Source organism: Amycolatopsis sp. NPDC047767 (genome assembly GCF_040704195.1).
GTDB lineage: Bacteria > Actinomycetota > Actinomycetes > Mycobacteriales > Pseudonocardiaceae > Amycolatopsis.
The window spans coordinates 342,618-356,184 of record NZ_JBEYSJ010000005.1; the positions used below are offsets into that span (position 1 = coordinate 342,618).

Sequence of the window (13,567 nt, forward strand, 5' to 3'; positions counted from 1 at the left end):
TCAGGCAGGCAGCACAGCCTCGATCGCCTTCACCACGGTGTCGTCCTCGGGCTCGGTCCGCGGACGGAATCGGCCCACGACATCACCGTCGGAGCTGATCAGGAACTTCTCGAAGTTCCACTGCACGTCGCCCGCTTCACCCTCTGCGTCCGCGGTCTGGGTGAGCGTGGAGTACAGCGGGTGACGGTCGTCGCCGTTCACCTCGACCTTCTCGAACAGCGGGAAGGTGACGCCGTAGGTGGTGGAGCAGAATGTCTGGATCTCGTCGGCCGTCCCGGGCTCCTGGCCGGCGAACTGGTTGCACGGGAACCCGACGACGGAGAAACCCTTGTCGCCGTAGCGTTCCTGCAGCCGCTCCAGGCCGGTGTACTGCGGGGTCAGGCCGCACTTCGAGGCGACGTTGACCACCAGCAGCGCCTTGCCGCCGAGCGCGCCCAGGGTGGTGTCCTCACCCGAGAGCGTCTTCAGCGGGATGTCGCGAATGCTCATTCCTCGGTGTCCCTTTCACTTGTGTGGCAGCAGCTGCCGTGCGTCCAGCTGTCCGAACGGTCCATCGGCGCGGCGGTACTCCGCCGCGAGCTCGTGCGCGCGGGCCCGGTCGCCGGAGCGCAGCAGCCCGGCGAGCTCGTCGAACCGCGAGGTGTGCACGCGGGCGCGCCGGCGCGCGTAGTCCGCGGCGGAGTCCTTGGTGACCATGAACGCCCAATCGCTCGACAACGCCAGCATCGCCTCCGCGACGGCCTGATCGGCCACGGTGTCGCGAGCGGTCCCCCCGTGCTCCCCGAAGTGCCCGGAAACGAGGTCCAGCAAGCGTTTCTGCAACGCGGTGTTGTCCTGCACCATGTCGGCCACCTGCTCGCCGTCCCACACGCGCCAGTCCTTGCCCGAGCCCCACGACGACGCCGGCAAGTCGATCGGCGCCCCCACGTGGCCGGCCTCCAGTGCGCCCTTCAGCGTCGTCACGCGCACACCCGCCTCGGGCAACGCACGCAGAACGCCCTCAAGCCACGCGGGACCCTCGTGCCACCAGTGCCCGAACAGCTCCGTGTCGTACGCCGCGACCACCAGCGACTCGCGCCCGTGCTGCTCCCGCAGCGAACGCAGCCGCGCGACGACCGTGTCGACGAAGTCCTTCACGTGCGTACCGAGCACACCGGCCGCCAGCGCCGGGTCGTACGGCGCCTTCTCGTGGGGCGGCACCTGCTTGCCGGTGACGCGCGAAGCCTTCAACCCCACTTCGTGCGCCCACGTGTGGAAATCGCGGTACGCCGCGTGGCCGGGGTAGCCGGCTTTCGGCGACCAGACGCGGTACGTCACCTCGAGGTCGCGCCCGAAACACATCACGTCCGAGGAGCCCACCGTGCGCGCCGCCGACGTGTCGCCGTGCAGCGACGGCCCGTCGACCAGGAACCGCTGCACGCCGGCCGCCGCGTAACCGCGCTCCATGCCGGGCTCGTAGCCGCATTCCGGAGCCCAGATGCCCTCCGGCCGCCGCCCGGCGCGCAGCTGCGTATCGGCTAGGCCTTCGCGCAGGGCGAACGAGCGGACGTCCTCGTCCAGCAACGGCTGGAACGGGTGCGCGAGCGGTCCCCCCAGCAGCTCGATCGTGTCACTGTCCACAAGCGACCGCAGGATCGGCGAGAACCCGTGGCGCCAGCGCGTCTCCAGCTGCTCCGTCGCGCGCGCGGCCGTCTGGTGTTCGGCCGCGGCCAGGTCGCGCAGGAGCGGGTCGCCGCCCCACAGCGTCGACGCGTGCTGCGCGCGCAGCTGCCAATGGCCGAGCCAGTCGTGGCACGCGCGGATCGCGTACGGATCGTCGAGCTGCGCCGCGAGCACGGGCGTCATGCCGAGCGTCAGGACGTCGCGTCGCCCCTCAGCGGCGAAACGCTGCAGCAGGTCGACGACCGGCAGGTACGAATGCGCCCACGCCTGGTAGAGCCACTCCTCGCCGACGGGCCAGCTGCCGTGGTGCGGCAACCAGGGCAGGTGGCTGTGCAGCACGAGGCAGAACGTGCCTTCCGAGGCGGGCGGAGTCACGGGCGCACCGCCACCGCGACCAGATCGAGGCTCGCGTCCAGGTCAGCACCGCGGACGGAGAAGTCCTCCGCCCCGATCGCCGCGACGTCGGCGAGCAACCCCGCCGGCCACACGGCCTGCCCGGGCAGCGAGCCCATCACCACTTCGAGCTGCGCGTCGATGATCGAGCCGCCGTACGCGCGTTCCAGATCCTGCAGCCGGTCCCCGTGATGCAACCCTTGTAGCATTTGGACGGCGAACCCGGCGGCGCGCAGCAGACCGTCCAATTCGGACGGTGCGAGCTCCCGCGTGTGGAACGGGTTCAGCGGCGTGTCGGAGTCCGGCGTGAACGTGAGCCGGTTCGGCGTCGTGACCAGCAGTTTCCCGCCCGGCCGCAGCACGCGGAAGCACTCGGCGAGGAACCCGTCCTGGTCCCACAGGTGCTCGATCACCTGGAAGTTCGCGACCACGTCCACGGATTCGCCCCTCAACGGCAAATACGCCAGGTTCGCGCGTGCCACCGCGACCTCCGGGTACCGGCGCGCGACGTGCTCCGTCGTCGGCACGTCGTAGTCCAGCGCCAGCACGCGTCGCGCCGTCTTCGCGATCAGACCCGCGCCGTAACCCTCGCCGCAGCCCGCCTCCAGCACCATCGCGCCGGCGCAGTGGGGGAGCAGGGCGACGTAGGCGGCTTCGTGGCGACGGAACCAGTAGTTCTCCTCGGGGATGCCGGGGACGGTCCGTTCGCCGGTGAGGTGAAGTGCCTCGGCCCGGGTGGCTGCGTTGGTCACCTGCGCGACCCTAGCGCGTGTCACGTTCCCGACCGCCGTCTCGTTCCCGCCCCATGCAACGGACCCTCACGCGCGTACTGCTGGTGCTGCTCGGCGTCGTCACGGCGGCGACGGGGCTGTGGCCACTCCTGTCGCCCCTGGGCTTCTACCAGGACTTTCCCGGCTTCCGCCACGGCTGGGTCAGCATGGACGGAGCGTTCGACGAACACCTCATCCGCGACTTCGGCGCCCTCAATCTGGCGCTGGCCGCGACGCTGACCGGCGCCGCCGTGATCGGCACCACAGCCGTCGCGCGCCTGGCGGCCGTCGCGGCGCTGCTGTTCGCCGTGCCGCACTTTGTCTACCACCTCGGGCACGTCGGCCACTTCGCGACGGGCGACCGAGTAATGATCCTGTCAACGCTCGCGCTGGGCGTGCTGGTGCCGCTCGTCGTGCTGCTCGTACCGGGACGGAAGCCGGTCAGCTCGGCGACACCGTGATGCTCAGCGCGCCCGGGCCGACGTGCGCGCCGATCACCGTGCTCGCGTCGCCGACCACGACGTCCGTGATCCCGGGGATGCGGTCCCTGAGGCGCCGCACGACCTCGGTTTCGTCGGAGCCGAAGCGCGTCACCGCGATGTCCACGCGCTGGTCGCCCGCGGCCTTCACCGCGAGGTCCACCAGACGGTTCATCGCGCGTTTCGTGCCGGGAACGCGCGCCAGCGGCGACACTTCACCGTTACGCACGGTGAGCAACGGCTTGATCGAGAACGCCGTACCCACCAACGACTGGGCGGCTCCGACGCGTCCCGTGCGCCGGAGGTATTCGAGCGTGTCCACGTAGATCAGCTCGGTGGCGGCGCGAACGCGGCGCTCGGCGGCTTCGAGCACGCGCGCGAGCTGGCCCCCGGCGCCGGCGACGCGCGCGGCGGACACCGCTGCGTAACCGAGGCTCATGCTGGCCGTTCCGCTGTCGATGATGTGCACGGGGATCCGGACCTGCTGCGCCGCCTCGCGGGCCGCCTGCACGGTCTCCGAAAGGCGGCCGGAGATGTGCAGGCTGACGATGGCGGACGCGCCGCGTGCGGCGGCGTCCTGGTACGTCCAGAAGAACGCACCCGGGTCGGGCGGCGAGGTGGTGACGCTGTGGCCGGTTTTCATGGCGGCGATGAGCTCGTTGCGGTCGAACCGGTGTTCGTCGTCCGTCTGATCCCCGACGTGCAGCTGAACCTGCACCACGCCGATGCCCCAACGGGCGGCGAGTTTGTCGGGCAGGCACGAGGTCGAGTCCGTGACTACGGCGATGTGCGCGGGCATGGTCGGGGAGGTTAACGCCTGTCGGCCTACTGCCAGTAGCCCACCGTTGGTCCGATCGGGCGAGCGGTGTGCTGGACGGGTTAACCGGCGGACTATCGGGACGATGGTCTCAAAAGATTGCTCATCCAGGTGAATGCCGTCACCTCGGCGGGTCCCGCCGCCTGAATGGCCCTAATCTACCGGCCAGTAGAGCACTGTCCCGCGGCCGAGAGCCGGCCCCAACCGGGAGGTCGAAGAAGACCCATGACGAACATCGTTGTCCTGGTCAAGCAGGTACCGGACACCTATTCGGAGCGGAAGCTCTCCGGTGCCGACAACACACTTGACCGCGAATCCGCAGACGCCGTGCTCGACGAGATCAACGAGAAGGCCGTCGAAGAGGCGCTGAAGATCAAGGAGGCGGGCGAGGGCGAGGTCACCGTGATCTCCGTCGGCCCCGACCGCGCCACCGACGCCATCCGCAAGGCGCTGTCCATGGGCGCCGACAAGGCCATCCACGTCTCCGACGAGGCGCTGCACGGCTCCGACGCCATCGCCACCGCCAAGGTGCTGGCCGCCGCGATCGGCAAGGTCGAGGGTTACGACCTGATCATCGCCGGCAACGAGGCGTCCGACGGCCGCGGCGCCGCCGTGCCGGCGATCGTCGCCGAGCTGCTCGGCCTGCCGCAGCTGACCTACGTGCGCCAGCTGACCGTCGAGGGCTCCAGTGTGAAGGCCGACCGCGAGACCGAGGACGGCATCACCCACCTCGAGGCGAATCTGCCGGCGCTCGTGAGCGTCGGCGAGAAGATCAACGAGCCGCGCTACCCGTCGTTCAAGGGCATCATGGCCGCCAAGAAGAAGCCGGTCGAGACGTTCACCGTCGCCGACCTCGGCATCGACGCGGGCGAGGTCGGCCTCGCCAACGCGTGGTCCACCGTGCTCGAGTCGTCCCCGAAGCCGCCGCGCACCGCGGGCGAGAAGGTGGAGGACGAGGGCGACGGCGGCACCAAGGTCGCCGAGTACCTGGTCGCGCAGAAGCTCATCTGAGACACGGTTTCGAGGAGGATCACGAAAAATGGCTGAAGTACTCGTCCTCGTCGACCACGTCGACGGTGATGTCAAGAAGGTCACGCTCGAGCTGCTGACCGCCGCCCGCGCGCTGGGTGAGCCCTCGGCCGTCGTCGTGGGCCCCACGGGCACCGCGGCCAAGGCCAAGGAAGCGCTCGCCGGCCACGGCGCCGCGAAGGTCTACGTCGCCGAGGGCGACGACGCCACGAGCTACCTGGTGACCCCGAAGGTCGACGTGCTGACGAAGCTTGCGGAGCAGGCTTCGCCGGCTGCCGTGCTCGTCGCCGCCAGCGCCGAGGGCAAGGAGGTGGCGGCGCGCGTCGCCGTGCGGCTGGGCTCCGGTCTGCTCTACGACGCGGTGGGCGTGAACGCCGACGGTTCGGTGGACCAGTCCATCTTCGGTGGCGCGTTCTCCGTGAAGTCCAAGGCTGCCAAGGGCACGCCGGTGATCTCGGTGCGTCCGGGTGCCGTCGAGGCCGAGGCCGCCGACGGTGCTGCCGCTGAAGAGACCGTCGAGATTCCGGCGCAGGACGCGGCGAAGTCCGCGAAGGTGACCGGCATTGAGCCGATCGTCGGTGGCGACCGTCCGGAGCTCACCGAGGCGTCGATTGTCGTCTCCGGTGGCCGCGGTGTCGGTTCGGCCGAGAAGTTCGACGTCGTCGAGAAGCTGGCCGACTCGCTCGGCGCGGCTGTCGGCGCTTCGCGCGCGGCCGTCGACTCCGGCTACTACCCGGCGCAGTTCCAGGTGGGCCAGACCGGCAAGACGGTGTCGCCGCAGCTGTACATCGCGCTCGGCATCTCCGGAGCGATTCAGCACCGCGCCGGCATGCAGACGTCGAAGACGATCATCGCCGTCAACAAGGACGCCGAGGCGCCCATCTTCGAGATCGCCGACTTCGGCATCGTGGGCGACCTGTTCAACGTCGCGCCGCAGCTGACGGAGGCCGTGGAGAAGCGCAAGGGCTGACGTTTTCCCGCACCGAAGGCCGCTGGGCGATGTACCGCTCAGCGGCCTTCGGCGTATGTCGGACCCTGAGAAAAGCCTGAGAACCTGCAATTAACTCAACGTGCACTAATCGGTCATCGATTGGCACTCTCCGCGGTTTCCAGGTCGCAGGTACACAGTGTTCATGACGTCGTCTCAGCTCCTCGTCAGCACTGATCAGGCGGGTGTCGAGCTCCCGGCCGATGCGCCGAGGTACTCCCTGCTCGTGGCCCACGCGAACGAAGAAGTGCTCGCCGCGCAGAAGCTGCGGCACCAGGTTTTCGCCGAGGAGATGGGGGCCCACCTCAATTCCCTGAAGCCTGGTCTCGACGTCGACTACTTCGACGAGTTCTGCGACCACCTCGTGGTGCGCGACGACAAGACCGGCGACATCGTCGGCTGCTACCGCATGCTGCCGCCGGAGCGCGCCTCGCAGGCCGGCAGCCTGTATTCCGACAGCGAATTCGACCTGACAGCCCTTTCCGGCCTGCGCTCGACGCTCGTCGAGACCGGCCGCTCCTGCGTTCACCCGGACCACCGCAGCGGCGCCGTCGTGAGCCTGGTGTGGGCGGGGATCGCGCGGTACATGCTGCTTTCCGGCCACCGCTACCTCGCCGGCTGCGCGTCCGTGCCACTGAGCGACGGCGGCAGCTACGCCGCCGGCGTCTGGGATGTGTTGCGCGCCAAGCACTACGCCGACGAGACGCGCCGCGTTTCGCCGCTGCACCCGTGGGATTCCGACTCCGTCGCCCGCCCCGACCGCGCCATGCTGCCGCCGCTGATCAAGGGCTACGTGCGGCTCGGCGCCGAGGTCTGCGGCCCGCCGGCACTCGACGAGGACTTCGGCGTCGCCGACTTCTTCGTGCTGCTCGACCTGCACAAGATCGACGAGCGTTACCTGAAGTTCTTCCTCGGAGTGCAGGTATGAGCCACGCCTGGATGCCGACGTCGCCCTGCGGCGATGGCTGCCTCACCGAAGGCGCTGCCACAGTCTCGTTCCCGCGCCGCGTGGTTCGCTTCGCGTCTGCGATCGGCGTCGTCCTCGCGGCTCTCCTGACCGCGCCCATGCTGCTCGTGCTGCGCGGCCGGGGCCGGGAACGCCTGGTCCGGACCATTTTCCACTCGGTCCTGCGCGCGTTCGGCGTGAAGCTGGTCGTCCAGGGCGGCGCCGACTTCCTCGCCGCCCCCGCCGGCCGCGGCGCGCTGGTGGTGAACAACCACATCTCGTGGCTGGACATCGTCGCCATCAACGCCCTGCGTCCGATGCGCGCCCTCGCGAAGGTCGAAATCGGCTCCTGGCCGGTCCTCGGCACCCTCGTCCGCCGCGGCGGCAGCATCTTCCTCGACCGCGAACGCCTCCGCACGCTGCCCGACACCATGACCGAGCTCGCCGACGCCCTGCGCTCCGGCTCGCTCGTCAACGTCACCCCCGAAGGCACCACGTGGTGCGGCCTCGCGTCGGGCCGCTTCACCACGGCCACCTTCCAGGCCGCCATCGACGGTGGCGTGCCCGTCCGCCCCATCGCCCTGCGCTACCGCCTCGCCGACGGCCGCGAGACCAGCATGCCGGCCTTCATCGGACCGGAGTCCCTCATCGCCTCCCTGCGGCGAGTGGCCTCGCTGCGCGGCTTGGTCCTCGAGGCGCATGTCTGCCCTGAGATCGCCCCGGGGCGTGCGGAAGACCGCCGCTCGCTCGCCGCCCTTGCGGAGGCGTCGGTGCACTCGGCGCTTGGGACAGTCCGGATCCCGGCCCAGGGTCGCCGTCGGGTGTCCACGGCTCCTCCGGCCAAGGCGTCCGTCGAGACGGCCGAGGCGCAGCCGGTTCACTGAGCCGGCTTTGATGCTTGACCTGCAGGTTCGCGGGTGTCGCCACTGAACGGCGACACCCGCGAACCACTGTTTTGCTCTGATGCAACGCTCGCGTCGCCACTGAGCGGCGACACCCGCAAACCGCTGTCTACTCAGACGCGGCGGTCGCGTCGCCTGGGCGTCGCCACTGAACGGCGAAACCCGGCAAGCACGTGCGACCGACCTCGCGTTCGCGCTTGCCGTGAGACGCCGGACTCTGGTTGCCGCCTCGCGGACGTCGCCCCAGGCGCCGTTCGCAGGCCGTCGCCACTGAGCGGCAAATCCCGTGCGAGCGGTTCTCCGGCCAGCCACAGAACGCCGAGCCCGGACGACGTTTCCCGCGTGTCGCCACTCAGCGGCAACGTCGGCGAGCACCCCTCCAACCAGCCTCCGGAGAAGACCTCACCAACCGACCCGACACCATCGCCTTTCAGCGGCAAAACTCTCTGACCAGGCAATTATCCCAAGAAATCGGCGTGATGATCGAAGACCTCCACACGATCAGGTGGAGCTTGTCTCAGCCGAACCACCTCCGGCTGAGACGTTCGACCCCTCAGATCGTCAGGAAACGACGATCGTGATCTTCCCTCCCGGATGCCCCGCCTGACTCTCCTCCTGTGCGGCCGCGGCGTCCTCCAGCGGATAACTCTTGCCCTGCGCGATCTGCAGCCCGCGTCCCGCGTACTCGAGGATCTCCTCCAGCACCTCGGGCTTCTGGTCGTCCGCGCCACCGGCCGAGAACGGCAGCCCGAGCTCGAACGCCGCCCCGTCCGCGATGGTCACCACCCGCTCCTTCGACCCGCGAAGCTCCACGGACTCCGGCAGCACGCCGTGACCCGACGCGTCGAACACGGCGTCCACCGGCCGGTCTGCCGCGTCGCGGACGCGCTCCGGCCAGCCGTCGCCGTAGAGGACGGGGATGGCGCCGAGCGACTTCACGTCGTCGAGGCTGCGTTGTCCCGCCGTGCCGATGACGGTTGCCCCGAGCGCGACGGCCGCCTGCGTCGCGAAGCGCCCGACAGTGCCGCTTGCGCCGTGGATCAGCAGCAGGTCGCCGGCCTTGACGTCCAGCAGCCGCAGGACGCGTAACGCCGTTTCGCCGGCTACGGGCAACGCCGCTGCGTCTTCCCACGACAGGCTGGCCGGCTTGCGGGCGATGGCCGTGGCCAGCGCATACTCCGCGTACGCGCCGGTGGTCGACCACCCGAAGACCTCGTCGCCGACGGCCACCGTCGCGCCGTCGCCCACCGCGTCCACGACGCCGGAGAACTCGGCGCCGGGGATCTGCGGGGTCTTCGGCGCGGAGCCCTGGGCCATGGCGCCGCTGCGGATCTTCCAGTCGATGGGGTTCACGCCCGCGCGCCGCACGGCGACGCGGACCTGCCCGGGGCCGGGTTCGGGCAGCGGGACGTCGCTGAGCTGCAGGACGTCCGGGCCGCCGTACGCGGCGAAGGTGATGGCTCGCATGGTTCCTCGTACTTTCCTTCGATTCGGGACGGTCGTTCGTCCTGCTTCGAGTCAACTGTCCCGCGTCGCGATCCGAACCGCTCGGACGAGTAGCGTTCACTATCCGGAAGAGCAGGACCGGTCCCTTCGTACGCGCCTACCGTGGACACATGGACGCCTCCTGGACGAACCCGGCCCACGTGCTCGACGTCGCCGTGCGTGTCATCTCCGCACCGCGGCCCGAGATGCTGCCGCGCTTCTCGCAGGAGCTCGCCGCCGTGCTGCCGCACCGCGCGGCCGCCATGCAGACGGGCGACTGCCCGCGCAGCCCGTTCAAGGTCACCGGCGACACGACCATCACCGGTGCCGTGACCAGCGCGGAGCTGGACCACCTCGCCGAGCGAGCCGTCCCGGGTGAGGCCGTGGTCCTCGACGGTGTGCTCGCCGGCGTCGAACGCCGCCTGGTCCTGCTCACCTCTCGTCCCGCCGTCGGCAACGGTGCGGTGATCGCCCTGGTGCCGTCCGTTGCCGAGCCGTCCGCCGAGGCCTTGGGGCTCGCCGCCCGTCTCTGGCACCTGACCAGCACAGACGCCGGTCAACGCGCCGTCGACCCCGGTCCCGACGTCCTCGCGAGCAACCTCGCCGCCGCGTCCGCGCGCGCCCAGACCGTCACCGACCTCGGCCAGACGCACGCGGCCACGCTCGTCGCGCTCCTGGCCGTCCTGCGCTCGGGCCGGCTCGGCGACGCGGCCGCGCGCCAGACGGCGACCGACCTGGCCGCTCGCGCGCTCCTGGACCTGCGCGCGGTTGCGGACCGTGACCAGGCGTTGTCCGCGGAGTCCGCTCGCGCCGCGTTCGGCGTGCTCGCCGACCAGCTTTCGCCGGTGGTCGGCCACGCCGACGTCGCCGTCGACCTCGTCGCCCCCACCGACGACCGCCAGCTGCGGCAGGACATCGCCCACACGGCCCGCACCGTCACGCGCGGCCTGGTCATCGCGGCCCTCGACCGCCCCGGCACGACCCGCATCCGCGCTTCCTGGCGCCTCGACGGCGCCGCCCTCCGCATCACCGTCCGCGACGACGCGCCGGACATCCCCGACGTCGTCCTCGACCCGGGCCTCACCGAACGCATCACGCCCCTCGGCGGCAGCTGGGAGGTCGACGCCGTCCCGGGCTGGGGCGCGACGATCACCGCCGCCCTGCCGCTGGACACCGTCGAGCCGCCCGAACTGCGCCCGCTCGACCGGCTCAACGCGCGGGAGGTCGAAGTCCTTTCGGGCATTTCGCAGGGGCTGCGCAACCGTCAGATCGCCGCGCAGCTGCAGCTCAGCGAGCACACGGTGAAGTTCCACGTGCGCAACCTCCTCGAGAAACTCGAGGTCAGCTCCCGCGGCGAGGCCGCCGCGCTCGCCCGCGACCTGAGGCTCGATCCGGTGGCGGTGCACCGGACCGCGTGAAAAGCGGCTTGACCTCCACAGGGCTGGAGGTTGCAGGCTGTCGATCATGAGCCGAACCGTCGATGCCCAGGCCCAGCCCCGAAGAAGCGTGCTGTGGAGCCGCGAGCACCGGCTCACGACGATCGGCTTGTTGCTCGTGGTCACGTTGGTGGCCTTCGAAAGCATGGGCGTCGCCACGGCCATGCCCACGCTCGTCGCCGAACTGCACGGCCTCGCGCTGTACTCGTGGCCGTTCACGACGTTCCTGATCGCCAGCGTCGTCGCGACCGTCCTGTCCGGCCGCAGGGGCGACCGTCGCGGCCCGGCACCCGCGCTCCTGGCCGGTCCGGCGCTGTTCGCCGCCGGCCTCGTGGTGGCCGGCACCGCAACGTCGATGCCCATGCTCCTGGCCGGCCGCGCCCTCCAGGGTCTTGGCTCAGGCTTCCTGCTGGTCGCGGTGTCCCTGCTCATCGCCCTGACGTTCACCGACCGCGAACGCCCCGTCATCTACGCCGCGAACGCCGCCGCCTGGGTCCTGCCCGCCGTGATCGGCCCTTCGGTCGCCGGCCTGATCACCGTCGGCATCGGGTGGCGCTGGGTATTCCTCGGCCTGGTTCCGCTGGTCGCCCTCGGCGTCGCGCTGCTGGTCGTCGTCGTTCGCGGCTTGCCCGATCACGTCCCGGCCGCGGAGGCGCGCCGCGCCGGCGCCGTCCCGGCCGTCGTCGCCGCGCTCGGTGTCGCCGCCTTGACGTGGGCCGCTCAGCACCCGTCGCCTCTCGCCCTCGTCTACGGGGCCGTCGGCCTCGTGGCGCTCGGTTTGGCGCTTCGGAAGCTGCTCCCCGCAGGCACTTTGACCTTCCGCCCCGGTCTGCCCACCGTCGTCGCCTCCCGCGCTTTGCTTTCCGGCGCCTACGCAGGGATGGAGGCCTACCTGCCCCTCACGATGAGCGCCGTCCACGGCTACGGCCCCGCCCTGGCCGGCTTGCCGTTGACGATCACCGCCCTCGGCTGGTCGGCCGCCTCCGGACTTCAGGGACGGTTCCTGGACTGGTCCCGCGAGGCGACGCTCCGCATCGGCTTCGGCCTGGTCGCCGTGGCCTTGGTGGGCTTCGGCTTCATCGCGCAGCCCTGGTGCCCCGCGTGGCTGGCCTTCGTGATCTGCGCCATCGGCGGTGCCGGGATGGGCATCGCCATGCCGGCGATCTCCGTCCTCCTGCTCCGCTACTCCCCGGAAGGCGAACGCGGCTTCAACACCTCCGCGATGCAGCTGGCCGACTGGGTCGGCTCGGCCCTGCTCATCGGCCTCGGCGGCGTCCTGCTGGCCGTGGTCGCCTCGGCCGTTCACCCGTCGCCGGCGATGGCGATCCTCGCTGTTGCCCTCGTTCTGCTCGCTTTGCTGGGAGTTCGAGTGACCAGCCGATGGCCGCGGAAGGTGTGACAGGCCACTTCCGGGCCCAGGGTGGACTTCGTCACGGGCTGGAGCGGACTACCCTGATGTGGCGATGACCTATCTCGACCATGCGGCGACCACCCCGATGCTGCCCGAAGCCGTTGCGGCGATGACCGAGGCTTTGTCCACCGTGGGCAACGCCTCCGCACTGCACTCTTCGGGCCGCCGCGCACGCCGCGTCGTGGAGGAGTCCCGCGAGATCATTGCCGAAGCCCTGGGCGCCCGCCCCTCCGAAGTGATCTTCACTGGAGGCGGCACGGAGAGTGACAACCTCGCGGTCAAGGGCATCTACTGGGCCCGCCAGAACGCCGACCGTGGTCGCCGCCGTGTCTTGTGCAGTGTCGTGGAGCACCACGCCGTCCTCGACACCGTCGAATGGCTCGAGTCCCAGTGTGGCGCCGAGATCACCTGGCTCGAAGTCGACGACCAGGGTCGCGTCTCGCCGGCCACCTTGCGCGCCGCGATCGAGTCCTCGCCCGAGACCGTCGCCCTCGCAACGGTCATGTGGGCCAACAACGAGGTCGGCAGCATCAACCCGATCGCCGAGCTCGCCGCCATCTGCGCCGAGCACGGCATCCCGCTGCACACCGACGCCGTCCAGGCCGTCGGCGCCGTCCCGGTCGACTTCGCAGCCAGCGGCTCCTCCGCCCTCACCTTGACGGGCCACAAGCTCGGGGGCCCGTACGGCGTTGGCGCCCTCCTCCTCGGCCGCGACACCGAGTGCACCCCGGTTTTGCACGGTGGCGGCCAGGAACGCAGCGTGCGTTCCGGCACCCTCGATGTCCCGGCCATCGTCAGCTTCGGCACCGCTGTCCGCGTGGCGGCCGAGGGCCGCGCCGAATACGCCGCGCGCGTCGAGAAGCTCCGCGACGAACTCATCGCGGCGGTCCAGCGCGAGGTCCCCGACGCGATCCTCAACGGCGGTCGCGGCGAGCGCCTGCCCGGCCATGCCCACTTCACGTTCCCCGGCTGTGCCGGCGACAGCCTGCTGATGCTGCTGGACGCCAAGGGAATCGAATGCTCCACCGGCTCGGCCTGCACCGCTGGTGTCGCCCAGCCGAGCCACGTGTTGCTGGCGATGGGCGCCGACGCCGCGGCTGCGCGCGGCTCCTTGCGCTTCTCGCTGGGCCATACATCGATACTGGATGACGTGACCGCGCTCGCGCGGGAGATCGGCGGGGTCGTCGCCCGGGCGCGGCAGGCAGGACTTGCCGGCATGCGCAAGCAGACCCAGAAGCAAGAGGTGTAA

General features: G+C 70.5%; 13 protein-coding genes. 8 read left to right on the plus strand and 5 right to left on the minus strand.

Annotation, left to right across the window (positions count from 1 at the left end; all coding sequences use genetic code 11):
• Genes AB0878_RS12620 through AB0878_RS12630 form a run of 3 tightly spaced genes read right to left on the minus strand, consistent with a single transcriptional unit; the run spans window position 1 to window position 2,807 of the window.
• Window positions 1–489 (minus strand): glutathione peroxidase, encoded by a 489-nt coding sequence (locus tag AB0878_RS12620; protein ID WP_366579268.1) that lies wholly within the window; start codon window positions 487–489, stop codon window positions 1–3.
• 15 nt (window positions 490–504) lie between these two features.
• A complete protein-coding gene (locus AB0878_RS12625) occupies window positions 505–2,037 on the minus strand; it encodes a glycoside hydrolase family 57 protein (protein WP_366579270.1) in 1,533 nt (510 codons plus the stop codon).
• Window positions 2,034–2,807 (minus strand): class I SAM-dependent methyltransferase, encoded by a 774-nt coding sequence (locus AB0878_RS12630; protein WP_366579272.1) that lies wholly within the window; start codon window positions 2,805–2,807, stop codon window positions 2,034–2,036. The genes AB0878_RS12625 and AB0878_RS12630 overlap by 4 nt, the downstream gene beginning before the upstream one ends.
• Window positions 2,808–2,860: 53 nt before the next feature.
• Between AB0878_RS12630 and AB0878_RS12635 the strand changes: the two genes are divergently transcribed.
• On the plus strand, window positions 2,861–3,286 hold the full coding sequence (locus tag AB0878_RS12635; protein ID WP_366579274.1) for a hypothetical protein: 426 nt from the start codon (window positions 2,861–2,863) through the stop codon (window positions 3,284–3,286).
• On the opposite strand, the gene AB0878_RS12640 is transcribed toward AB0878_RS12635, so the two are convergent.
• Window positions 3,267–4,103: a DegV family protein gene (locus AB0878_RS12640; RefSeq protein ID WP_366579276.1), complete on the minus strand. Its 837-nt coding sequence runs from the start codon at window positions 4,101–4,103 to the stop codon at window positions 3,267–3,269. The genes AB0878_RS12635 and AB0878_RS12640 overlap by 20 nt on opposite strands.
• Window positions 4,104–4,346: 243 nt before the next feature.
• Between AB0878_RS12640 and AB0878_RS12645 the strand changes: the two genes are divergently transcribed.
• The 4 genes from AB0878_RS12645 (at window position 4,347) to AB0878_RS12660 (ending at window position 7,968) form a co-directional block, all read left to right on the plus strand.
• On the plus strand, window positions 4,347–5,132 hold the full coding sequence (locus AB0878_RS12645) for an electron transfer flavoprotein subunit beta/FixA family protein (protein ID WP_366579278.1): 786 nt from the start codon (window positions 4,347–4,349) through the stop codon (window positions 5,130–5,132).
• A 28-nt stretch (window positions 5,133–5,160) separates the two neighbouring features.
• On the plus strand, window positions 5,161–6,120 hold the full coding sequence (locus tag AB0878_RS12650; protein WP_366579280.1) for an electron transfer flavoprotein subunit alpha/FixB family protein: 960 nt from the start codon (window positions 5,161–5,163) through the stop codon (window positions 6,118–6,120).
• Between the two features lie 163 nt (window positions 6,121–6,283).
• A complete protein-coding gene (locus AB0878_RS12655; RefSeq protein ID WP_366579281.1) occupies window positions 6,284–7,066 on the plus strand; it encodes a GNAT family N-acyltransferase in 783 nt (260 codons plus the stop codon).
• A complete protein-coding gene (locus AB0878_RS12660) occupies window positions 7,063–7,968 on the plus strand; it encodes a lysophospholipid acyltransferase family protein (RefSeq protein WP_366579283.1) in 906 nt (301 codons plus the stop codon). Before AB0878_RS12655 ends, AB0878_RS12660 begins: the two co-directional genes overlap by 4 nt.
• A 579-nt stretch (window positions 7,969–8,547) precedes the next feature.
• On the opposite strand, the gene AB0878_RS12665 is transcribed toward AB0878_RS12660, so the two are convergent.
• On the minus strand, window positions 8,548–9,453 hold the full coding sequence (locus tag AB0878_RS12665; protein WP_366579285.1) for an NADP-dependent oxidoreductase: 906 nt from the start codon (window positions 9,451–9,453) through the stop codon (window positions 8,548–8,550).
• A gap of 149 nt (window positions 9,454–9,602) precedes the next feature.
• Here AB0878_RS12665 and AB0878_RS12670 point away from each other — a divergent pair, with 149 nt between their 5' ends.
• From AB0878_RS12670 to AB0878_RS12680, 3 genes are all read left to right on the plus strand, one after another.
• Window positions 9,603–10,889, plus strand: coding sequence for a LuxR C-terminal-related transcriptional regulator (locus AB0878_RS12670; protein WP_366579286.1), 1,287 nt, complete (start codon window positions 9,603–9,605; stop codon window positions 10,887–10,889).
• A 46-nt stretch (window positions 10,890–10,935) separates the two neighbouring features.
• Window positions 10,936–12,306 carry an MFS transporter gene (locus AB0878_RS12675; protein WP_366579288.1) on the plus strand — a complete coding sequence of 457 codons (1,371 nt, stop codon included), beginning with the start codon at window positions 10,936–10,938 and terminating at the stop codon, window positions 12,304–12,306.
• Between the two features lie 64 nt (window positions 12,307–12,370).
• Window positions 12,371–13,567, plus strand: coding sequence for a cysteine desulfurase family protein (locus AB0878_RS12680; protein WP_366579290.1), 1,197 nt, complete (start codon window positions 12,371–12,373; stop codon window positions 13,565–13,567).